This window comes from Cutibacterium porci (genome assembly GCF_009696315.1).
GTDB lineage: Bacteria > Actinomycetota > Actinomycetes > Propionibacteriales > Propionibacteriaceae > Cutibacterium > Cutibacterium porci.
Window position 1 is genome coordinate 1 of record NZ_VUMG01000005.1, and the last position, 21,963, is coordinate 21,963.

At 59.5% G+C, this 21,963-nt stretch carries 19 protein-coding genes and 1 riboswitch; of the genes, 9 read left to right on the forward strand and 10 right to left on the reverse strand.

Annotation, left to right across the window (positions count from 1 at the left end; translation table 11 throughout):
* Positions 1–1,304, forward strand: a 1,304-nt coding sequence (sucB, locus tag FYJ43_RS11155) for a 2-oxoglutarate dehydrogenase, E2 component, dihydrolipoamide succinyltransferase (protein ID WP_154564931.1), incomplete at its 5' end; no start/stop codon positions are given.
* Positions 1,305–1,397: 93 nt separating this feature from the next.
* Here sucB and FYJ43_RS11160 read toward each other — a convergent pair.
* Positions 1,398–2,612: an MFS transporter gene (locus tag FYJ43_RS11160; protein WP_154564933.1), complete on the reverse strand. Its 1,215-nt coding sequence runs from the start codon at positions 2,610–2,612 to the stop codon at positions 1,398–1,400.
* A gap of 277 nt (positions 2,613–2,889) precedes the next feature.
* Between FYJ43_RS11160 and lipB the strand changes: the two genes are divergently transcribed.
* The 5 genes from lipB to FYJ43_RS11185 all read left to right on the forward strand — a co-directional run bounded on the left by lipB (position 2,890) and on the right by FYJ43_RS11185 (position 10,076).
* Positions 2,890–3,708 carry a lipoyl(octanoyl) transferase LipB gene (gene lipB / locus FYJ43_RS11165; protein ID WP_154565128.1) on the forward strand — a complete coding sequence of 273 codons (819 nt, stop codon included), beginning with the start codon at positions 2,890–2,892 and terminating at the stop codon, positions 3,706–3,708.
* A gap of 49 nt (positions 3,709–3,757) precedes the next feature.
* Positions 3,758–5,701 (forward strand): cytochrome c oxidase assembly protein, encoded by a 1,944-nt coding sequence (locus FYJ43_RS11170; RefSeq protein ID WP_154564935.1) that lies wholly within the window; start codon positions 3,758–3,760, stop codon positions 5,699–5,701.
* The gene (locus tag FYJ43_RS11175; protein WP_154564937.1) at positions 5,698–7,941 is read left to right on the forward strand and encodes a heavy metal translocating P-type ATPase; all 2,244 of its coding nucleotides are present in this window, start codon (positions 5,698–5,700) and stop codon (positions 7,939–7,941) included. Before FYJ43_RS11170 ends, FYJ43_RS11175 begins: the two co-directional genes overlap by 4 nt.
* A 10-nt stretch (positions 7,942–7,951) precedes the next feature.
* Positions 7,952–8,944 carry a lipoyl synthase gene (locus FYJ43_RS11180; RefSeq protein ID WP_326833613.1) on the forward strand — a complete coding sequence of 331 codons (993 nt, stop codon included), beginning with the start codon at positions 7,952–7,954 and terminating at the stop codon, positions 8,942–8,944.
* A gap of 325 nt (positions 8,945–9,269) precedes the next feature.
* Positions 9,270–10,076 (forward strand): CAMP factor family pore-forming toxin, encoded by an 807-nt coding sequence (locus FYJ43_RS11185; RefSeq protein WP_154564941.1) that lies wholly within the window; start codon positions 9,270–9,272, stop codon positions 10,074–10,076.
* Positions 10,077–10,166: 90 nt separating this feature from the next.
* On the opposite strand, the gene FYJ43_RS11190 is transcribed toward FYJ43_RS11185, so the two are convergent.
* The 9 genes from FYJ43_RS11190 to FYJ43_RS11230 form a co-directional block, all read right to left on the reverse strand.
* Positions 10,167–10,919: a tetratricopeptide repeat protein gene (locus FYJ43_RS11190; protein WP_154564943.1), complete on the reverse strand. Its 753-nt coding sequence runs from the start codon at positions 10,917–10,919 to the stop codon at positions 10,167–10,169.
* Between the two features lies 1 nt (position 10,920).
* Positions 10,921–11,826 carry a vWA domain-containing protein gene (locus tag FYJ43_RS11195; protein WP_154564945.1) on the reverse strand — a complete coding sequence of 302 codons (906 nt, stop codon included), beginning with the start codon at positions 11,824–11,826 and terminating at the stop codon, positions 10,921–10,923.
* Positions 11,823–12,827 (reverse strand): vWA domain-containing protein, encoded by a 1,005-nt coding sequence (locus tag FYJ43_RS11200; RefSeq protein WP_154564947.1) that lies wholly within the window; start codon positions 12,825–12,827, stop codon positions 11,823–11,825. The genes FYJ43_RS11195 and FYJ43_RS11200 overlap by 4 nt, the downstream gene beginning before the upstream one ends.
* On the reverse strand, positions 12,818–13,291 hold the full coding sequence (locus tag FYJ43_RS11205) for a hypothetical protein (RefSeq protein ID WP_154564949.1): 474 nt from the start codon (positions 13,289–13,291) through the stop codon (positions 12,818–12,820). The genes FYJ43_RS11200 and FYJ43_RS11205 overlap by 10 nt, the downstream gene beginning before the upstream one ends.
* Positions 13,281–14,186 carry a DUF58 domain-containing protein gene (locus FYJ43_RS11210; protein ID WP_154564951.1) on the reverse strand — a complete coding sequence of 302 codons (906 nt, stop codon included), beginning with the start codon at positions 14,184–14,186 and terminating at the stop codon, positions 13,281–13,283. The genes FYJ43_RS11205 and FYJ43_RS11210 overlap by 11 nt, the downstream gene beginning before the upstream one ends.
* Entirely contained in the window at positions 14,155–15,228 is a 1,074-nt protein-coding gene (locus FYJ43_RS11215) for an AAA family ATPase (RefSeq protein WP_229771757.1), read from the reverse strand. Before FYJ43_RS11215 ends, FYJ43_RS11210 begins: the two co-directional genes overlap by 32 nt.
* Positions 15,161–16,330 carry a hypothetical protein gene (locus tag FYJ43_RS11220; RefSeq protein WP_154564953.1) on the reverse strand — a complete coding sequence of 390 codons (1,170 nt, stop codon included), beginning with the start codon at positions 16,328–16,330 and terminating at the stop codon, positions 15,161–15,163. The genes FYJ43_RS11215 and FYJ43_RS11220 overlap by 68 nt, the downstream gene beginning before the upstream one ends.
* Complete coding sequence (locus tag FYJ43_RS11225; protein ID WP_195839991.1) at positions 16,327–17,613, reverse strand: hypothetical protein; 1,287 nt, start codon at positions 17,611–17,613, stop codon at positions 16,327–16,329. Before FYJ43_RS11225 ends, FYJ43_RS11220 begins: the two co-directional genes overlap by 4 nt.
* 102 nt (positions 17,614–17,715) lie before the next feature.
* A riboswitch (cobalamin riboswitch) is annotated at positions 17,716–17,833 on the reverse strand.
* A gap of 116 nt (positions 17,834–17,949) precedes the next feature.
* On the reverse strand, positions 17,950–18,270 hold the full coding sequence (locus FYJ43_RS11230; RefSeq protein WP_154564957.1) for a hypothetical protein: 321 nt from the start codon (positions 18,268–18,270) through the stop codon (positions 17,950–17,952).
* Positions 18,271–18,274: 4 nt separating this feature from the next.
* On the opposite strand from FYJ43_RS11230, the gene FYJ43_RS11235 reads away from it, so the two are divergent.
* The 3 genes from FYJ43_RS11235 (at position 18,275) to FYJ43_RS11245 (ending at position 21,896) form a co-directional block, all read left to right on the forward strand.
* Positions 18,275–19,144 (forward strand): prenyltransferase/squalene oxidase repeat-containing protein, encoded by an 870-nt coding sequence (locus FYJ43_RS11235; protein WP_154564959.1) that lies wholly within the window; start codon positions 18,275–18,277, stop codon positions 19,142–19,144.
* Positions 19,145–19,312: 168 nt separating this feature from the next.
* Complete coding sequence (locus FYJ43_RS11240; RefSeq protein WP_154564961.1) at positions 19,313–20,083, forward strand: DUF4191 domain-containing protein; 771 nt, start codon at positions 19,313–19,315, stop codon at positions 20,081–20,083.
* Positions 20,084–20,090: 7 nt separating this feature from the next.
* Positions 20,091–21,896, forward strand: a complete 1,806-nt coding sequence (locus FYJ43_RS11245; RefSeq protein ID WP_154564963.1) for an ABC-F family ATP-binding cassette domain-containing protein — start codon at positions 20,091–20,093, stop codon at positions 21,894–21,896.
* Positions 21,897–21,963: the final 67 nt, after the last annotated feature.

A 21,963-nucleotide genomic window follows, 5' to 3' on the forward strand; every position in this document is an offset into this window, starting at 1 on the left:
TCGGAGACACCGTCGAAGCCGACGAACCCCTACTTGAGGTGTCCACCGACAAGGTCGATACCGAAGTCCCCTCCCCCGCCTCCGGCACTCTGCTAGAGATCAAAGTTCCCGAAGACGAGGACGCCGAGGTCGGTGCCGTCCTAGCCATCATCGGCGACCCCTCTGCAGTCGGGTCGGCCCCCGAGCCTGCTAAGCCGTCGGCTGAGCCTGCGGAAAAGGCGGAGCCTGAGCCGGTAAAGAGCGCTGCCGAGGAGGCTCCGGTTCCGGCTGCCCCGAAGCCCGCCGAGGCCCCGAAGCCCGCGGGCACCAACGAAATCGCCCCGCGCGCCACTAACCCGTCCTCCGATGTCTACGTCACCCCGCTGGTGCGGAAATTAGCCCGGGAGAACAACGTCGATCTGTCGACGATCACCGGTACCGGTGTTGGTGGCCGTATTCGTAAACAGGACGTGTTGGCCGCAGCCGGCAAGTCTGAAGAGATTCCCCCCGCTCCACCAGCACCTGCTGCTGTCCCTGCCCCGACGGCTCCGAAGCCGGCCGGGTCGGCCCGTAAGGCCGCTCAGGAGGTTTCCCCCGAGGCTGCTGCCCTGCGCGGCACCACCGAGAAGATGAGCCGTCTACGCAAGGTCATCGCGTCTCGGATGGTCGAGTCCCTGCAGGTCTCGGCTCAGCTGACTGCCACCGTCGAGGTGGACATGACCGCCATCTCCCGCATTCGCAAGGCCGAGAAGGCTGCTTTCAAGGCCCGCGAAGGCGTCGGCCTGTCGTACCTTCCTTTCATCACGAAGGCGGTTGTCGAGGCCCTCAAGCAAAATCCGCGCTTCAACGCGAACATTGATACCGAAGCCGGGACGATCACCTACGGCTCTGCTGAGAACATTGGCATCGCTGTTGACACCCCGCGTGGCCTGTTGGTTCCGGTCATCAAGAACGCCGGTGACCTCAATATCGCTGGGTTGGCCCACCAGATTGGCGATCTCGCAGCTCGTACTCGGGACAATAAGGTCACTCCTGACGAATTGTCCGGCGGCACTTTCACCATCACCAACTACGGCTCGGCTGGTGCCCTCTTCGACACCCCAATCGTCAACCAGCCAGAGGTTGCCATTCTCGGCACCGGAGCCCTCGTGAAGCGCCCGGTCGTCGTCACCAACGAGTTCGGTGAAGACACCATCGCCATCCGCGACATGATGTATCTCTCGCTGTCCTACGACCACCGTCTCATTGACGGGGCCGTGGCGGCTCGCTTCCTATCGGGCATCAAGGCCCGTCTGGAAGAAGGAGATTTCGCTGGGGAGTTCTGACCTTCCCCCGGTAAGCCCAAAGGTTAACTCATAACACGAACGAGGCGGTGTATCTCACCGCCTCGTTCTGTGTGCCCGCTCAACATCCCAGTCTTATTGGTCTCCTCCGACCCTGAGAATGACGGGGTCGCCAGCCTTGAAACGACTAGTAATCAAGGACAGCACGATGAGGACGATTTGCAAACCGACGTCGATGGCGACCATGCCTGGCAACCCTTGAGCCACCCCAGCAAGTTGGGGACCAATCGACGCGCCGATAAAGAGGAAGAAGGTAAATAATGCCGTCCCTACTCCGACGTAGGGCACAGCGAAGGGCATGATCCCCTCGATCAGGGAAGGCCCGATGATTCCGACGGTGAACACAATGACGAACATGAGCACCACCCATGCCACCGAGCTGTCAGTCGCAAGTATCCCCAGGTTGGCCAGGGCCGACACCACTCCACACGCTGTAAGGCGAGTCGTCACCGAAACCCGGTGAATCCAGCTATTTGCTAGCAGCACGAGGATGACAGCTGGCAACCCGATAAGACTGACCCACTGTTTTCCGGCCCCTGACATCGGGGTGTACTGGAGGAAAGTGGTAAGCAAACCGACGAAAGTACTCAGCATCGTCACGGTAGCCAGCAACAGGAGCACGGCCGGGACTTTGCTCAACACAGTCCGGAACGGGACGAGGATATTCGTCTCACCGACCGCCGATCCCCGAACCGGCGGGATGATGAAGTACAGCACAACCCCGAGCGCAAGGAAAAGCACCGCCGAGACAACATAAACACCACGCCACCCGATGAGGAGTTTGACGCTTCCAGCGAATACCGGCCCTAGCGAAGCAGCTGCGAGGAATGAACTGGTCAACAAGGTGATCGTCAGGTTGCGTCGCTCGGGAGCGACGACGACGGGGATGATGGCAAAGGCTGCCGGGCTGAAGCTGGCGGCTACCACTCCCTGCACCACTCGAAAACCGATGAGTGCACCGCCGGTGGGAGCAGCAGCCACCAGCCCGGCAGCGAGGGTTGAGAGCACTGCCGACGTGACGACGACCTTCGTCGGGCCGACTTTGTCAGCCAAGGTGCCCCACGCCAACAGGGCGAGCGCATAAGCAATGCCATACCCCGTCTGAGTCCATAACGCCAGGGACTCTCCGATGTGCATGTCGTGCACGAAGTCGTTGAACATCGGGATTACGCTGTAGAGCTGAGTCAACGTGACAAGCCCCATACAGACAAACACGACCATAATTGGGATATCCCGCTTGCCCTCCATGGGGTGCCGCTGCGTCGACATCGCAGGCTTATCTGCCTCCATATCCACTTCCCTTCAGCTAATCTTCATGCAGGCTACTCTTCGCCCATGCCCTGGGACGACAGGCCGAGAAGGCTCCAAAACACCCCCGACGACCTGAGGACTTTAGCTCCTAAGAGCCATGGCACAAAACAAGACTGCTACCGCGCAGAGCCCTGCGCTGGCGATATGTGGAGCACACTCGATGGGCAGGGCAAAGCTGCAGGAAAACTTCGAAATGCCCCGGTCATGGCGACCACAGCATCCCATCGCGGCAGCGACACTATGATCACAAGATGTGATGCAGCAAGATTCCCCTACGCCTCAGCCCCATACCCCGCAGATGGTTGACGGGGTGATGCCCCGCGGCTGGGTTGACCACCCAGCGGGACTGCAATTCGAGTATGTAGGAATCGCGGATAACCCACCCACCCGCACCGAATACAACGAATGTTGGGACCATCAGCGCGCAGTTCATGCCGAGGTGTCGTCCCACCAACGTCCCAATACCGTCATTTACGTCGAGCATGATCCCGTCTACACAGCCGGACGTCGTACCCGTCAAGAGGCTTATCCTTTTGACGGCACGCCGGTCATCCCAGTGGATCGAGGCGGCGAAATAACGTGGCATGGCCCAGGCCAACTCGTCGGTTACCCAATTGTCTTCTTGCAGCGCGGAATCGGTGTCGTCGACTACGTGCGCCGGGTTGAGGAATCCATCATTCGCTTAGTTGCCGAATACGGGTTACATGCCGGGCGAGTGCCGGGGCGAACCGGCGTCTGGTTTCCTTCTGACGGAATCGGCCCAGAGCGAAAAGTGTGCGCGATAGGCATTCGTGTCTCGCGCCAGACAGCTATGCACGGTTTTGCTCTCAATATCGACCCCGACACTGCTGGTTTCGACAACATCATTCCATGCGGGATTTCTGACGCCGATGTCACGAGCATGGCGCGGGAACTGAGGCGTCTACACGGCCCCGACGCTGAAATTCCCTCAATGCTCGACGTGGCTAGCAACCTCGAACCCATTCTCACTGAGATGATGTCTTTTCAGCCTTATGAGATGAGCCCCGACATCCCGCGTCGCGAACACCCAGCGTTCTTGCATCCTATGTCGTGACCGTGTCCGTACCCTCGGCTACAGTTCCCCCTACCTCGCCCTAAAGGAGATGTCGGTGACGTATCCCAGCCGCGCTCGCACCACTGGCCCACTGCTAGCGGCCACCGGTGTCGTCATGGCCACCGTCGCCGCAATAATTGGACGGCTTCGTCCTCTGGAACCTCGTCTGCTGGGCAGGGAAAACCCCGATGTTCTCACGAGCGTCCTGCACGCTGTAGTCGGAACCCTGTTTTGGACAGCCCTGGTATGGACGTTGGCCGAGCTCATTCGCGCCACGTTATGCTCGCCGCACCGAGAAGTCGTCGATCCCAGCCATACTCGCGGCCGTCGAGCATGGCTTGCGGCACAGATGTGGACCGTGCTGGCTCTCCTGATGGTCCCCCTAGAATCTGCTGATTCTGCCGGCTTGGCCTTCGAGCAGGTCGTTTTCGATATTCCGACTTACATCACGTCGACCCCGTCTGTCGCCGCCTGGTTCGGCGTCGCAATCTTGGGACTAGTGGTCGGCCTGCTCGCACTTGTGACGACCCATCTAGGCGGTCTCGTGATGGCCAGTTTGGTGACGGTCCTCGCAGCATTGCCCGTTCCCATCACGGGGGCGATTTCGGTTGGCCTCAACCACGACTTCGCTACCGACGCTGGGGCATGGGCTACCGTGGGGATGATCATCGCCGCCGCCTGCATCCTCGTCGAGGTCCTTGATGGCCCCCGCCCGGCCATCATCAACCGCCTCATCTGGGTGCAACGCGTCGGTACCGTCATAGCGTTGGCCGGAAGCATCGTCGTGACTTGGCATGGCCAGGCTGGACACCCGTTGGTTTCTGATCGATGGGGCGTGGCCCGCATCATTCTGATCGTCGCTACAACCATATGGGTCATCATCACCTGGCTACCACATACCACGGTGCTGAGCTGGCTTGGAATGACGATGGTCGCCGTCATTGTCACCGTGACCGGAGCCGCACAGCAGCTCGTGCCACCGCGCTACCTCATTGGTCAAACCCCAGCTGTCAATTATCTCGGTTATGAACTACCGCGTCCGCCGACAGCCGCTATCCTGCTGGCCCCTGGCCGGCCCAACATTGGTTTCTGGGCACTGTCGGTCCTCGCAATCGTGGGCTATTGCATCGCCGTGAGCACCGTCAAACGTCGTGGCGAAACCTGGTCTGGGGCTCGTACCGGGTCGTGGATCGGGGCGTGGGTCGTGGTGGTGTATTTAGCCAGCGCTGGACTGTGGGAGTACTCCTCAATGCAGTTCAGCTGGCACATGTTGGTTCATATGACCTTCAACATGCTGGTTCCCGCTCTCCTGGTGCTGGGAGCGCCCGTCACCCTCCTCAAAGCGGTGTTGCGCAGCGCAGACCAGATCAATGACGATCTCAACGGACCTCAGGATTGTCTCGTAGCGGTGCTGGAGTGGCGTCCCACCAAGATCCTGTTTGGCCCTTTCGCTGCTTGGATCGTCTTTATTGCCAGCTTCTACCTCGTCTATTTCACCCCGGTATTCGGCTACCTTATGCGCTACCACTGGGGGCACCAATGGATGCTTCTGCATTTCATGATGGCCGGTTTCATGCTCTTTGAATACGTCATAGGACTAGACGATTTACCAGCGTCGTTACCCCACATTGGGCGACTGGGATTTGTCATTACGGCTATGCCCTTCCACTCGTTCTTCGCCGTCATAACAATGAATGCCCACCAAATCATAGGCAAAGACTTTTATGAGGCGCTGTCGATTCCATGGGTTCCTAATCTTCATGATGACCAGAACCTCGGTGGCCAGATCACCTGGGCCACCGGCGAGATCCCGATGGCGCTAGTCCTCATCGCGCTATGCGTACAGTGGTTCGTCTCGGATCGACGCGACCAACGACGGGTTGACGCCTCAGAAGATGCCAGCCTCGACGAATCATTGGCGGCCTACAATGAGATGCTTGCCCGAATGGCTGGACAGGAGATCACGCAGGACAATCCGGACCATAAATCATGACCTCAACAACCGTAGATCTCCCAGATAAGGAACAATCCGTTCTCCATCCTCCAGTACAATTGCAGATCGGCGGAATGACCTGCGCAGCGTGCGCCACAACAATCGAAAAGCGGCTTTCTCGTATTGAAGGGGTACACGCAAGCGTCAATTTCGTCTCGGAGCGGGCAACAGTGACTGGCATTGACGTTGAGCACGCGATTGCCGCCGTCAACGATGTTGGCTACACCGCAGCTTTGCTTTCTGACGTTGATCTTGCAGCCGAGGCCGAGCGTCGCATCACCATGCTGAGACGGCGCCTCATTGTGGCTGTTCTACTGACCCTGCCCCTCATGGACATTGGCCTAGTCTTAGCTCTAGAGCCACAGTTACGATTCCCCGCATGGGACTGGCTACTCGTCGCCCTCTCCCTACCGGTGGTTTTCTGGTCAGCGTGGCCTTTTCACAAGGCGACGTGGTCAAATCTGCGTCACGGTATGACCTCGATGGACACCTTGGTCTCGCTAGGAGTGTTGTCCTCCTTCGGATGGTCACTGATCGCCATCGTCATTGGCGCTCAGGATCACGAGGGCTACTGGTTAGGCTATGGCATTACTCCGGCGGGGGCTGACACCCTCTACCTTGACGTCGCCGCCGGGGTAACGTGTTTTCTGCTAGCCGGGCGCTACTTTGAGGCCCGCGCCAAAAGGTCAGCGCGATCTGTGCTCATGGCTTTGGGACAACTCGCTGCCAAGAACGCTCGGGTACTGCGCGACGGCGTCGAAACCGTCATTCCTGTTGAGCAGCTGAGCACGAGCGATCTGTTCGTCGCCCGGTCCGGGGAGACCCTGCCCGCCGATGGCGTAGTCGTTGAGGGATCCTCCAGCATTGATGCATCAATGATGACCGGCGAACCGATACCCACCGACGTCACTATCGGGTCGACAATACTCGGCGGAACGATGAATCTCACCGGTCGGATCGTGGTCAGGGCTACCGGAGTTGGTGCCCACAGTCAGCTTGCCCACATGGCGGTGCTGGCCGAAGAAGCCCAAGCGCGCAAAGCGAACGTCCAGCGTCTGGTCGACAAGATCGTCGAGATCTTCGTGCCCGCAGTTCTTGCCATTGTCGTCTTAACCTTCTTCGGCTGGTGGATCACCGGAGTTGGCACCCGGCACGCCCTGTCAGCGGCTCTGTCGGTACTCGTTATCGCTTGTCCGTGTGCGCTTGGTTTAGCAACGCCGACTGCTCTCATGGTCGGGGTCGGGCGCGGTGGTCAATTGGGCATCCTCATTAAAGGGCCCGAAGCTTTGGAAGCGTCCGGTCGCATCGACACCGTGGTCTTCGATAAAACCGGCACTGTGACGAGCGGGGACATGACTCTCGTCACAACTATCCCCGTTGACGGGCACAACGTCGACCGCGCCCTTCGTTACGCGGCTGCCCTTGACCAACACTCCACTCACCCTGTGGCCAAAGCTGTGGTAGCTGCCGCCGAGCAGACCATTCCAGCGTGCCCCAGCCCCCGCACCATCGCTGGGCGAGGTGTCATTGGCGATGTTGAGGGGCACCATGTCATGGTTGGTAACCGCGCTTTTCTCGCTGAGGGAAATATCGAGGTTCCCGATAAGCTGAACCACATAGTCCTTGAGGCAGCCACGGAGGGACGCTCCACCGCCCTCGTAGCGATCGATGGCCAGGTCGCAGCTGCCCTCGTTGTCGCCGACACCGTCAAGCCTGAGGCGCCAGAAGTCATCGCCCAGCTTAAAGCCATGGGGTTACGAACTGTCCTGCTCACTGGTGACTCGAAAGCTGCTGCCGAAGCCGTCGGGACACAGCTTGGCATCGACGAGGTACTAGCCGAGGTGCTTCCCACCGATAAAGCCGACATCGTCGAGGGCCTTCGCGCCAAAGGTCACGTGGTAGCCATGGTCGGTGACGGCATTAACGACGCCGCCGCGCTGGCCAGCTCCGATCTCGGCATGGCGCTCGTTAGCGGTACTGATATCGCAATGCGCAGCGCCGATATTATCTGCGTGCGTCATCATCTTGGTGTCGTTGTTGACGCCATTGGGCTGTCCAGACGCACCCTGAGAACCATCCAAGGCAACCTTGCATGGGCTTTCATATACAACATCGCTGCGATACCGATCGCGGCCGCTGGTCTCCTAAACCCACTGATATCCGGGCTTGCCATGAGCCTTTCAAGCCTCTTTGTCGTCGTCCATTCGCTGAGACTTCGCAACTTCGGTACACGCAGTTAAACTGGCCGACGTGAGTGTCGAAGCAGACGGTAGGAAGCTCCTCCGAGTTGAGGTCAAGAATTCCCAGACGCCCATCGAGGACAAACCCCGCTGGATCAGGACCAGGGCCACTATGGGCCCGGAGTACCGCGACATGCGTCGCCGTATGGTCGATGGAGACCTGCATACCGTGTGTCAAGAGGCTGGTTGCCCCAACATCTTCGAGTGCTGGGAGGACCGGGAGGCCACCTTCCTCATCGGCGGCGACCACTGCACCCGTCGTTGCGACTTTTGCCAGATCGAATCGGCCAAGCCAGAAGGGTACGACACCGACGAACCGCGTCGCGTCGCAGACTCCGTCAAACAGATGGGACTGCGCTATGCCACTGTGACATCGGTGTGCCGCGACGACCTCGACGACGAGGGCGCTTGGCTATGCGCCGAAACGATCCGTCAGATCCACCAGGTGAATCCCGGCGTTGGCGTCGAGATGCTCGCCCAAGATTTTTCCGGCAAACAGGACCTCCTTGACGTCGTCTTCGAGGCGCGCCCGGAGGTCTTCGGTCACAACCTTGAGACCGTCCCCCGCATCTTCAAGCGTATTCGCCCCGGGTTCCGCTACGACCGTTCACTGGCCGTCTTGAGCTCTGCTCACGATGCCGGTCTCATCACCAAGTCAAATCTCATTCTCGGCATGGGCGAGACTCGCGAGGAGATCTCGGAAGCCATGCAGGCTCTGCATGACGCCAACACTGACCTGCTCACTATCACCCAGTACCTGCGCCCAAACGCCTACCTGCACCCCATTGACCGTTGGGTGACCCCACAGGAGTTCGATGAGTTAGCCGGCGAGGCCCGTGACATTGGATTTGTCGGCGTAATGAGCGGACCACTTGTGCGATCCTCCTACCGGGCCGGACGCCTCTATCGGCAGGCCATGGAAGCTCGTGGCGAGCGCCCAGTGACGATCGTGACCGGGTACCGCGACGGTGCGCAACCCGCACCGTTCGCAGCTAAGAAGTGACGTGCAGCTGAGGTAGCGCATCTGGAGTGAAGGGCTGCCCCATCCGCGTGACAGGGCAACCAACTGGCTCTTCACGAAAGTCAGGCAGTGGGCGTTCACTGAGCATTTCCGGTAAATGCGTACGCGGTATTTCAGCTCATACCGACTGTATCGGCTTAGCCAGTTCGTAGCCTCAGCTCGACTAGTCCACCCATGGGTGCGTAAATACCCCGAATATCGACGGGCCCAAGATTTGCTGCGCTAGACCCCGTCAAGTGACCCATAGCTGCGGTACGTTCACATTGTCTCGACCGAGACACTCAGAACTAGTACACCGGAGAACCCCATGAAGAAGACCTGTCTTGTGACTCCTCTCCTCGTCGGTGCGATGCTCATGCCTGCAGCGCTGTCGACCCCCAGTGCGCATGCTGTCGAACCAACGGCGACCGTCTCGACGGCAACCAGCGCTCATGCGCTGTCGGCCAGCGATGCCCGTCATACCTTGCAGCTTCTGGATGCGCGCATTGCGTCCCTCCAGTCAATGCAGAAGGCTTTCCCTGGTTCCGACTACTCCGATCAAATCCGTGACCTCCTCAAAACCGCCTTCGACCTGCGTGGCCTTATCGAGACCATCGCCCATGGCGGCATTCCGTTCTATGACCCGGCAACGATCATGCCGCGGGTCAAGCTCGTTGCCACTACGGTTGACACTATTCACACTGCTACGACCACTCTCCAAAATAAGGTTCGCCCAGCACACGTCGAACTTGGTCTCGAGGTGACTAAAGCCGTTCTGCTCACCATTAACCCGGCATCGACCGCCAAGGAGCTTGACGCTGAGGCCAGTGCTCTCAAGGCACGCCTTGCCAAGGTGTCGCAGTACCCCGACCTCACCCCGAATGATGTCGCCACCATTTATGTGCGTGCCAATTTTGGAAAGACGATTTGGCAGGTGCGTGCCAACCGCGACAAGTACATCCTTGGCCATAAGAGCGCCGCAGTGTACAAGACGCTCAACGGTGCCATCACTAAGGCCGTCGGCGTCAAGCTTGATCCGAAAGCGACCGTCGGAAAGATCCAAGCTGCACGTACTGATCTTCTTGCGGCCTACCAGACGGCGCTCCACGCCCCTGACGTCAAGAAGACTGCCTGAATTTAAATTCATAGTCGGTGCCTTGCCCACCCATGTGTGGGCGAGGCACCGTTTCCGTGTATAGCGAGAGGCCTTAGCCAATGGTGCGCATCACCAGGTGCGCCCTTCCTCAGCGCCTCGCCCAGACGAACTCGAGGTCTGTTGATGCGCTTGTTGTTTGGCAGCTTTGAGGGCCTCATCCTGCCGGTTCTGGAGCTGACGCGCCTTGCTGACATCATCTTGAGACTCATCTGGTCGCGGCGACTGTTGGTTTCGTGATTGTCGTTGTTTCCCTTGCTGGGCTGCCTTCTGAGCTAGACGCTGCGCTGTCTGCCGTTGTTGATCCTCGAGACTGCCCTTCGGCTGACCCCGCCGCTGAGTTTTCGGTTGCCTAGGGATGGTATCGGGGCACTTTTGGTCCTTGAGAATCGTCCTGGCGTCAGTCCACACCCTCGTCGCTGAGACATCATCGCCTTTGCGACGCAATGCATCAGCTCTCGTCTCCATCGCCCACGCCAAGTTGAGCACGATTCGGCATTTCATGGACTCCGGAGCCATCTCTAAAGACTGCCGATAATCACGCTCCGCAGCTGGAAGATCACCCATGTCATGACGGGCCACGCCACGGTCGTACCACGACAACCACGGCTGAACTGGATTAACCACGGTGCCGTTACCAAACTCGTCAACGGCACGAGCCGGCTGCTCGGCAACATAGTCACGCAGCCCCTGACGTTCGGCAACGAGCAACCAACCCACACGAGCACCCAGAATGACCGCCGCTATCGAAACCACCGCTACAACGACGGCCAACACTGATTTTCGGCGGCTATGCCGGTCGCGAGTCACCCGCACACCGTCCATCTCATTTCTCCTTTCGAGCGCGCCACCACGCCCGGCTTGTCACAACCACCTGCGCTACCACGACGACGGCTGCTGCCACGGCCGCCCATGGGTACACCTCACCACGGCGCAACCCCGACTCCTCCTTCTGGACGACACGAGGCGGATCGGGAATCACGAGAGGAGACGCATCACTACGGTCAACGAAAGTAGCCCCGAACTGGCCGGCGATTGTCGTCAGGGATGCCGGTGATGCTTTTGACACCGGTGTCGTGGGGCCTCTTGTCACCTTCGTTGCGTCCACCGGGGATCTCTTCATGACAGAACCCGTCGGCGTGCCATAACCGAGCACCCAGCCTTGGGTGATCACTGCCTTCCATGCCGAAAAAGATCCCACCGGCGTCGTGGCTGTCTGTTCTCCGTCACCCAAGTAGTAAAGATACTTATGAGCTCGTGGATGCCGCTGACCCACATCATGCAGGGTCTGTGCCACCAGCGGCACTGCAACGGAGATGTCCGACCCATTTCCATTGCTATTATCCTGCCAGCCTATAGCCTTGGCCGCACCGATAATGGTGGCGGCGTCGCCAGTCTCGGGAACCTCAACGCGCGCGGCATTGTCAAAGGCAATGAGCGTGAATCGTGCCCCCGTGAGCTTGGTGACGATCTGCTCTATGTCGGCCGAGGCGTCATCAGCGCGAGTCCCGGTGCGGCCATCGAGTGCCCCCATTGATGCAGTGCGGTCGACGACTAACACGACATCGGTGTCCATGGTGGCCCGCTGCGATACCGATGTTGTTCCCCAGGCAGGACGCCAGATCATCATTACCGCAAAAACCACCAACAATACTGGCCTACAAACTGACCATAGCCTTGCTACCCGGCTGGCGTGGCGATCCCCAGCGGCAGAGTCTAGTGAGACATTCACCTATTTTTCCTTCGCAACAGCTCTGCAGCCAATGAGAAAATAATAAAAACGATAATTCCCGGCATCGGACTTTCAGAGAGATTCCGAGACGCTTCGGCAGGCAACGTCGACCTTGCCTGACTTTCCACCTGGCGGCTAATCATCTCGACGTTGGCGGGAGCTCCCCCAGCAATTTTGAGCATCGATCCTCCGGTGGTGCCGGTAGTACTGCTCAGACTGTCGAGGGCGTTTTTGTCGTCGACAGCGGGGGCCACGGCATGGACGGTGATACCGTGACGCCGAGCCGCCCTCGCCGCCTCGTCAAGGGTGTACATCGGGTTACCGGACAGCAAGTTATCGGTTGCCAACACGATGTTGCGGGACCGTTTCTCGTCGAGGCGGTCAAATCGATTCACACACGCCATGAGCCCATCTCCGACGAGCGAGAATCCATTGTGGATGCCATATTCGGTACCTGGGATGGGGGCCTGCCCTAATTGTCCGCGTAAATCTGTCAAGCGAGTTTTCACATAATCAGCATCAGAAGTAAGCGGAAAAACAGTGAGGGCTGAAGAATCGAAGGCCACCAGGCCGATCCGCTCGCCTTGCAATTCATCGACAAGCTCCAGATAAGAGTCAATGACGTCCAGGTCAATACTCGCCATTGATCTGGACGTGTCCAGACACAACACCACATCGCGAGCTCCTTTGGCGTGGTTGGGATCGCCCAGAGACAAAGGCCGCGCGACCGTCCAACTCAGCGCAGCACAGGCCACAAGCCAGCACGCCAGCTCGGCTGCTAGCACGCGGCGGCGACGACGCACGAGTCGTTGCCATCTAGGCAGTGACCGTAGCCGCTCAACGTGGGCAAGTGGAATCCCGATGTGGTCCGGTCGGTATCGTCCCAATGCCCAGCCCACCACGCAGGCAAGCAACGCCACGCACAACACGGACAACCCGGCCCAGGGCCATAACCACGTCACCGGCATCCATTCGAACAGTTCAAGCGCGCTCATAGCCATGTCGCCACCACCTGGCGGGCACGAGCCACGACATCGCGTGGATCTGCAGTCGTGCCGCCACCAAATCGTCCTGCTACGCAATCAGAGACGATATCTGCGATCTCGACAAACCGATCGTCAGTTGTAGCTCGTTCACGCAACCACTCGACACTACGAAAATCAGCATCGTCATCCTCGGCCAAGCCAACGAATCGACGCAACGTCGCGCTCACGTGAGAATAAAGCTCGTCGGAATTGAGACGCCCAGCCTTCCAATCGGCCTCGGCATTGTCTAAACGCCTCGTGGCGATGCGCCGTTGACCTCCCAAAGTGGTGAGCCGACGCCTGTTCAACCAATTTTTGATCCCACCAACGATGATGGCTGCCAAGCCAGCCACACCAATAATGACTAACCCGACTGCGAACGCCCACCACCAGGGAGAATGCAATAGCGGCCCGTAATGAGGACTTGTCTCAACGTGCATTCTGGGCCTGCTTCACCAACGTCAAAAGACGTGCAACGACATCATGTGTCGTCTCGACCTCGGTATGTGCGATACCGAGGTTATGGAGCACCTCGTCGCGTTCCCGGGCACGACGCTCACGTTGTTCGGTCAACTCGTCAGCCAAGGCGGAATCGGCAAGAAAAGCTCGGGGAACCCGACGTCCTCTCCCCAGATCCATCCATACCGCCGAATCTGCCGTCGGATCAGCATCGGGAACCGTCACGGCCATGGTTGGGCGACGCTCGGCCAGCAATCGAAGCGCGCTGGTGGTGTCATCGTCAGGCTCCCAGTCGTCGAGGAGAACGATCGCTTGCCCATCTGAGCGCACACCGCGGATGGCTGATCGACACAATGTCGCCAGATCAGCCGTCGGATTGTCGAGTGAGCATTGCTGATGGGCGTGGACAAGCATTCTTTCGACGGCCACCTCGCGGCTCGACGGTCGCGCAACCATAGGACTGCCATGGCGTGAACTCACCACGCACACTCGGTCCCCTTGCCGAAGTGCAAGCCATGCGAAGAGCCCGGCCACCATGAGAGCGACGTCGGCTTTTGTTTCTGTCACGCTCGCTGCCCCACACAGGTCAGCCCCTGTTGGCACCACGATGACGACGGTTTGATGGCGCTCAGCAACGTACTGCTTGACGAGTATCTCGCCGCTGCGAGCGGTAGCCCGCCAGTCGACGTCAGCCATGTCATCGCCTGGAATATAGGGACGCAAATCGTCAAACTGAAGACTTCGGGCGTGGTAGGGAGAATGGTGGATCCCTTCCATCAGTGCATGCATCTTGCGACGCGACCCCAGCTCGACGGCCGTACGTATTCTCCTCAGGTACGCCATGTCACGGGGCCGGAACGACGTCGAAAAGGGCATCAATGACAGACTCAGGTGACACGTCGAGGGCAGTAGCCTCGAACGTGAGACGAATCCGGTGCCGTAGCACGGGATGCCGCAAACCGATGATGTCGTCGGGAACGACATAGTTTCGGCCAACAATAAGAGCATGGGCAGCGGCGGCCTCGATGAGTCCAATGGAACCGCGAGGACTCGCACCTTGCTCAATATAATCGGCGGTTTTGGCGTCCAGATATGTCGAAGCGTTTCGACTGGCGTCAACAATCTCGACGGCGTAACGCACCAGAGCCGGGTCGACGCGTACCCGCCGTGAGTAATCCTGCAAGGTCCTGAGGTCTTCAGGAGTGCACACCGGAGGATCATTGGGGGCCTCAAAGACGCCACGACGTACCCGCTCGACGATGTCGAACTCCTCGGTGGTCCCCGGATAGGGAACGACCTCTTTTAGCAGGAACCGGTCCATCTGAGCGGCTGGAAGGACATGGGTGCCCTCGTCGTCGATGGGATTCTGGGTTGCCACGACGGTAAACGGATTAGGTAGCCGATAGGACTGACCGCCGATAGTCACCTGGTGTTCCTGCATGGCCTCGAGCATGGCCGACTGCGTTTTCGCACTAGACCGGTTGATCTCGTCGAGCAGAACAAGGTTGGCATGGATCGGCCCTAGCTCAGTGCGGAAAGCCGCCTTTGCGGGATCAAACACTTGGCTACCGACGATGTCGCTGGGGAGAAGATCCGGGGTGCACTGGACGCGGGAAAACCTACCACCGATAGTGAGAGCAAGGGTGTGCGCAGCTAAGGTCTTTGCCAGGCCCGGTGCCGACTCAAGCAAGATGTGCCCCTTAGCCAACACGGCTATCAGCAATGCGCGACGCAGCGATTCCTGCCCGATAACCCGCCTCTGGAAAGACTCCTGAATGCGATCTAGCACCCCGCTTGCCCAGCGCATTTCCTCTGGACCGAGCAGGCGTTCCTTAGCTACGGTTGACACATCAGGTGTTGTGCTTGCCCAGGCTGCGCGCTGTGGTCTGGGATCCATGTCGTCGACGAAGACGGTCATGAGGCTCTCTTTCTGTATGGGAAGGATGATGGGCAGTAGATGGCCACGATGACGGACGACCGTCAATAAGTTGACGGCGACGCAAGGCCGTCGGTGAAATGCGAGAGCGGTTCGTGCGCCGAGGCGACGCGACTACGCTTGATGTGCGCGAAAGGCGCCGATGAGTCACGAATACGGCGACGGATAAGATGACGACCAGTCCGGCCGCTGAAGCCACCAGCCATGGCAATATCCCTGGGGAGGCAGAGTCCGCAGTCTGGGCCTTGGACTGAGTGGGATCAACCAGCTGCCCCACCGGCCGGGGAGGAACCCACGGTTTTCGATACGGCACCGTGGCCGCTGATGTAGCGGGAACGACGTCCCAGTGCGCTAGGGCAGATCCAGACGCCACGTCGATCAGACGAAAGTGATGGACAGTCCTGCTCAATGTAGCTGGGACGACGTACCGCGCCTTGGATATGGAGGTCGGACCGTTGTTGGCACGCGGATAAGAGTGGTAGCCAGCGCTGGGATCAAGAGTGTCGATCCACGTTCCATTCGAGGACTGATACTGCACGCTGTGGTAATGAGGCAGTGAACCCCAGTAGCGCAGTTCGACCGGACGACCTATCGGCTTACGCAGCCCGTAACCATCGCCAAGCAATAGCGGATGTGACGAAGCCATTGACACGAAGGCTCCAAGGTTGACTCCGAGGTTTTCTTGGTCAATGTCATACGGGGCCACAAAGATCCATGGCGACAACGGGATGTCTGCTCGCACTCGATGAAGCTTCACAACTCCGCGCGCCTGACCGGTGTTGTCAGTGCGCAGCGGAATCGATTCAGAATACGCTGACACACCAGCATATCGGCCCTGTGAGTCAAACAGCACTAACCACGCTCGGATATGGACGACGGTTGTGGCCGACCCCCACAGGCGAAACCGCAGCGGGCCACCATCGTTGGGTCTGCCTTCGACGGCGATCCCGCATTGGCCTTGGGCCCCACACAGAGCCTGGGTCTCTGAGACGTCTGGACCAGCCCATGCTGGCACGGGTACGGCCATCACCCACGCCACGATGAGAGTCAATACCCAGCGCCATGTGAATCGTGACCCGATCAACGATCGTCCCCGGCGGACGGGCCGTGGTCATGCCGAACGTATCCCAACCACCATGCCAAGCCGCCGCACACCAGCAGGAGTATCACGAGACCGATAATCCATGGCAGCCGCGACGATGAAGAGATTGGCCCTGCCTGCGCGGCAGCATTGGGCATTCGATCGGATCCCCATGCTGAGCTGGGGGAGGCCGTCGACGACAGGCCAGCACCTGCCGATTGCGAGGCAGCCGGACTCACCGACCGCGACGGAGATGGACTCGACGTCACGCTAGCGGAACCGGACGGCTGAAAAGACGGTAACGCTGTCGCCCTGAACGCCGGCCCGTTTGGCACCGATACTCGGGAATCATGCTGCTGGTCTCGCCCCGAATGAGCACCACTGCGCTTTGCCGCACCAGATCGGGAGTCGACGTGACGACCACGAGGCACCACACCGTTGGATCCCGGCTTGAGGGAACCACCAGGCAACGTCGACGGTGGATGATGACTTGGGCTCGGCTTGCTGGGGCTGGGCTTCGGATGATGACCGCTAGGGCTCTTCCCCGACGATGGATGACCACTGGGGCTCGGCTTCACGTGATCATCATGAGGGGTCGGCGTAGGCTTTGGCCTCACAATCTGGGGTGCCAGCGGTTTCTTCCCCAGGCAAACTTTGTAACCGGCATCAGAGCACGAGGGTGGGGCCGCCGTGATGTACACGAACATGTGGTTAGCCACATCGTTCGTCCATCCCTCAAAGCCGCGGGACCCTAGACCCGTAGCCTTACCCTCATAATCGTCATCAAGGTCAAGCCCATTTTCTGGCAATCGCGGCGGCTTCATACCGCCCTGGCCATCCGGGACCATCTTCAAGGAGAGCCCACCGACGAAAACATCACCCACGCTGGAATTGCGATAAGGAATCCCGAAGATAGTTCCCCTGGAGTACTTCTTGGTCACCTCGATGCCAACCTGCGCGGCGAAGAAATCCTCGTGGAGGACCTTCACGCCTCCTCCCTCCCCGCGCATCTCCTCGAGGCTGGGAAGGCCCAAACGGCACCGAACTACCCATCCCTCGTCGACGCCAGGACCTCCAGCCTGCGTGGCGAAATCTCCACGCTTGTCAGGGTCCAGACGAGAGACGTCCACGATGACGGCGAACCCATCCTCACTCTCTTTACACCACCCGTCATGCCACGGTGGAGTCGCATACGCCCTCATCACGGGGACCATGGGAGCGACAAGGAATACCGCCAGAAAACAGATCACGAGCCGTTGCGTCCGCGCCTTCATAGTGCGGCTCACACCCAACTCGTGGCCACGACCACCAACCATGTAAAAATAGCTCCCTGATATGGCCGCACTGTCACATCAGCTCATGTGCCTCTGCGATACCGCGACAGATACATCCACACGTTTCGACCGCCCGGTAACCCGACTTGTCCTCCGAATTGGGGGATTCACGGTTGCGCGCCAGTGTCGAAATCTCATCGACTTCCCCGGAAGCGATCGCGCTAGTTATTTAGCGTTTGCATACTCTATGCTCATGGAGAAAAACGTGCAACACATCCTCACACCAGGCTGTCTCGCACCAGACTGTCCAGCTGTTTGAAGACCCAATTTCTCAGAGGATCACACACGTCACACGTCACATACCTCCAGGAGGCCTTCCATGCCGTCGGCACACACACAGCGCATTGCCGCCGCAGTAATCTCCCTGACCCTCCTAAGCGCATGCGCCCCCGTTGATCCCGGAGCCGACAGCACCCCTGAAAGCGTGGTAAATACACCACGCTCCGCCGGGTCGCCCTTGACGTCAGATGCGCCACAGACCCCCGACCGCCCCTCGTCGAAGCCTTGTACGGACCCCCGGGCTAAGACGTCAGCAGCGTGGCTCGCAACCCACATCAGCCACCCTGATACGGCTGAAACCGGGTCGATGTCGCCTTCCCCGGTCGACATACTGATGGCGCTCCGTTCTGCCCATGCCCCCAAGGCCCAACTCGACAAAGCACGTTCCGCGACTCTGGCCGCCGCTGCGTCGACCATCAAAGCGTCCGGCGATCCCGGTTATCACGGCGGGTTAGCGGCCAAGAATCTTCTGGCACTCGACGGACTGACCGACGTGCACAACGTCTCTGGAATTGACCTATCGAAGGCCGTCACCTCATCGATACGACCATCGGGAATGGTCCAGGGAAGCCCAGAGGACACCCCCGGTACCTTCCCACAAGCCCTTGCTGTCATGGCCGTGTCCCAGAATGGCTCATTGACGAGCCCCGCAGGACGCAAGAGCTTAACCTTCCTGCTACATCAACAATGCCGACCAGGATGGTTCCACTACCTCAGTAACGACTCGTCCGACTGCGACAAAGACCACGGACAGCCCGATGTCGACTCAACAGCGCTGTCCATCCTGGCTCTCGACGCTGCATCTAACGCTGACCCGTCAGACAGCACGATTCCCGCAGCCCGTGACAGGGCCGTCGCATGGTTGGCTACCCAGCAACTCCCCAACGGCGGGTTTGCTACGTCCGCAGGAGATGAGCCGAACGCAAACACCACCGGGCTAGCCGCAGCTGCGCTGGCTCCCCACCGTCCGTCGGCAACTCACAAAGCGGCAGATTGGGTGGCCCACTCAACACTCACCTCGGGTCCTGATGCCGGTGCTATCCGCTACATGCCCTCACAGGCCGACAAGATGAAGAATGGCCAGCCCATCCCAGACGATCTCCGTGACACAACTGTCCTTTCCACAGCCCAGGCCATCATGGCGTTCGCCCCCACTAATCCTGCTCACTACTCGAATCCTGCCCCTGCCTGCCGCGCTTCCTAGTGACCAGCTGCAACGCCCTGCTGCTCCCGGCCGCCCGCCTATGTCGACCGCCCTATGTCACGATGACGCGAGCCGTATAGCACGGTAGTATTGAGTAGCTGCGAGACCACCTGAACGCCAGGAACCTGGCTTCACACACATTTCATCGACCCGGAGGAGCCGTCCGATATGCCCAAGAGCCAGGCTGCCAAGGAACTCGCCGCGAAGCAGAAGGCCCAGGCTAAAGCCGAGAAAGAACGCCGCAAGCACTCCGACAACCCCAAAGATTGGGGCACTGGAAAGCAACTTGTTGAAACGTTCAAACTGACCCGCCAGGTTGATCCTCACCTTCTCTGGTGGGTTATTGGCGCCTTCGTCGCAGGCATTGCGGTATTCACCATCCTCGGCCTTATCCTCACCAACGTGTGGTGGGCGTGGCTCATCGTTGGTATTTTCGCTGGTGCTGCTGGTGCCATGTGGGTCTTCCAGTGGCGCGCTAAGCGTTCCATGTACGCCCGATTCAAGGGTCAAACCGGGTCAGCCGAGGTCGCACTGTCCCTGCTCGACAAGAAGAAATGGACGTCGACCCCCGCAATCGCTTTTACCCGTCAGCAAGATATCGTTCACCGCGCCGTCGGTCCGGGCGGAATCGTCCTCATCGGTGAGGGCCACGGTAGCGGCCTGCGTAACCTGTTGGCCACCGAGACCAAGCGTCACGAGCAAGTCGCCTACGGTACCCCGGTCACCTCGATCATCATGGGAGACGGCAAGGGGCAGGTGCCGCTGGAAGATCTCGATAAGTACATCAAGAAGCTCCCCAAGGCCCTCAGCACCAGCCAGGTCGACGAGGTTGTCAACCGGCTCAAAGCCCTTGACGCCATGCGACCCAAGGTTCCGCTCCCCAAGGGACCGATACCCAGTTCGATGAAGGGCGCTCGCGCCGCTATGCGAGGACGCTGAGCCTGCGTTGGCCGGCACAAATATCGTCAACGCTGATCGCATCTCGAAGTCCTGGGGTACCCGAATAATCCTCTCAGAGGTGTCTTTGGGGCTGTCTACTGGGGATGTTGTCGGAGTTGTGGGTCGCAATGGAGACGGCAAATCCACCCTCTTAGCCCTTCTTACCGGTTCTGTAGAACCCGACTCCGGAATCGTGACGCGCACCAATGGCATATCCATCGGAGTGCTCACTCAGGCTGAAATTCCCAGCAATCAGACTGTTCGCGACCTCGTCGTCGCAGGCCAGCCCGACCATGTCTGGGCGGCTGACCGCGAGGCCCGCCCCATCGTCGAGGACATGCTTTCCGACATTGACCTTGACCGTCCCATGACGGATCTTTCTGGCGGGGAACGACGTCGGGCTGCACTCGTCTCGATCATGCTCGCAGACCACGACCTGCTCGTCCTTGACGAACCCACCAACCACCTCGACGTCGAGGCTGTGGCATGGTTGGCTGGCCATTTGCGTCACCTGCAGGAGCGGGGCGTGGCGATGCTCGTTGTCTCACATGACCGTTGGTTCCTTGACGAGATTTGCACCGATATCTGGGAGGTTCACGACGCTACCGTCGAGGCTTACCAGGGCGGCTATTCTGCCTATACCTTGGCTCGAGTAGAGCGAGCTCGCATCGCCGCTAATAATGAAGCCAAGCGTCAGAATTTGGCGCGTAAAGAATTAGCGTGGTTGCGTCGGGGAGCGCCTGCTCGAAGTTCAAAGCCGCGTTATCGAGTCGACACCGCAAACGCCCTCATATCGAATGTGCCCGAGCCCCGCGACAAACTCGAGCTGGCGCGATTTTCCGCGACCCGGTTGGGCAAAGATGTGCTGGATCTCGACGATGTCACCGTCACCGTATCCTCCGACGAGCTTGGCGAACGCACCCTGCTTGACAACGTGACATGGTCTATCGGCCCGGGCGATCGAATCGGCCTGGTTGGCGTCAACGGAGCCGGCAAAACGACCCTCCTCAATCTGTTTGACGGCTCCCGCCAACCCGACTCGGGCCGAGTGAAGCAAGGCAAAACCCTGCGACTGGCCCACCTGCGTCAAGACATTGATGATCTCGACGCAACGATGACAGTTCTGGAATCTGTCAACGATGTGAAGGCAAGAACGAAACTCGCCACCGGTCGCGACGCCTCCGCCACCGACCTCTTGGAAGGGTTCGGGTTTACCGGACAGAAACTCGTCACCCGTATCAGTGATCTTTCGGGTGGCGAACGACGCCGCCTTCAGCTGTTGCGCCTCCTTATGGGCGAACCGAATGTGCTCCTCCTCGATGAACCCACCAATGACCTCGACATCGACACCCTGCGCCTACTCGAGGATTACCTCGACTCCTGGCCCGGAACCCTCATCGTCGTCTCCCACGATCGCTGGTTCCTGGAACGGGTCTGCGACGTTGTGTGGGCCCTCATGGGAGATGGCACGGTAGCCCTCCTTCCCGGGGGAATCTCTCAATATCTCGAGCATCGTCGCAACCGGCAGACAGGTCCGTCGAAGTCGAGTCGGGTAGGTAGTACCTCACAGGCCACCGAGCCGAAGACAAGCGCCGCTGAATTGCGTCTCGCTCGTAAGAGCATGGACAGGATCGATCGTCAAATGGGAAAAGTCAGCGACGAGCTAGCCCGCCTGCACGAGGAGATGGCTGCCAAGGCCGACGACTACCAAGCCCTCGTAGGTCTTCAGAAGAAGGCCAACGAACTCGATGAGCGAATGGCTCTCCTTGAGCAGCAGTGGCTTGAAGCCGCCGACATTGTGGAGGATGAGTGACCCGTCGCGACGTTAGCCCGTCCACCTCCCGGAAACGAGATATGTCGTCCCTGTTCTGGCCGGCGCT

Excerpts from the sequence above, each read along its gene's own strand:
- FYJ43_RS11210 (WP_154564951.1), bottom strand. The coding sequence starts at position 14,186 with ATGCCCTTTTCGACGTCGTTCCGGCCCCGTGACATGGCGTACCTGAGG.
- FYJ43_RS11215 (WP_229771757.1), bottom strand. The coding sequence starts at position 15,228 with ATGACCGTCTTCGTCGACGACATGGATCCCAGACCACAGCGCGCAGCC.
- FYJ43_RS11160 (WP_154564933.1), bottom strand. The coding sequence starts at position 2,612 with ATGGAGGCAGATAAGCCTGCGATGTCGACGCAGCGGCACCCCATGGAG.
- lipB (WP_154565128.1), top strand. The coding sequence starts at position 2,890 with ATGCAGCAAGATTCCCCTACGCCTCAGCCCCATACCCCGCAGATGGTT.
- FYJ43_RS11185 (WP_154564941.1), top strand. The coding sequence starts at position 9,270 with ATGAAGAAGACCTGTCTTGTGACTCCTCTCCTCGTCGGTGCGATGCTC.
- FYJ43_RS11200 (WP_154564947.1), bottom strand. The coding sequence starts at position 12,827 with ATGGCTATGAGCGCGCTTGAACTGTTCGAATGGATGCCGGTGACGTGG.
- FYJ43_RS11205 (WP_154564949.1), bottom strand. The coding sequence starts at position 13,291 with ATGCACGTTGAGACAAGTCCTCATTACGGGCCGCTATTGCATTCTCCC.
- FYJ43_RS11170 (WP_154564935.1), top strand. The coding sequence starts at position 3,758 with ATGTCGGTGACGTATCCCAGCCGCGCTCGCACCACTGGCCCACTGCTA.
- FYJ43_RS11230 (WP_154564957.1), bottom strand. The coding sequence starts at position 18,270 with ATGTCGACCGGGGAAGGCGACATCGACCCGGTTTCAGCCGTATCAGGG.
- FYJ43_RS11175 (WP_154564937.1), top strand. The coding sequence starts at position 5,698 with ATGACCTCAACAACCGTAGATCTCCCAGATAAGGAACAATCCGTTCTC.
- FYJ43_RS11235 (WP_154564959.1), top strand. The coding sequence starts at position 18,275 with ATGGCGCTCCGTTCTGCCCATGCCCCCAAGGCCCAACTCGACAAAGCA.
- FYJ43_RS11190 (WP_154564943.1), bottom strand. The coding sequence starts at position 10,919 with ATGGACGGTGTGCGGGTGACTCGCGACCGGCATAGCCGCCGAAAATCA.
- FYJ43_RS11240 (WP_154564961.1), top strand. The coding sequence starts at position 19,313 with ATGCCCAAGAGCCAGGCTGCCAAGGAACTCGCCGCGAAGCAGAAGGCC.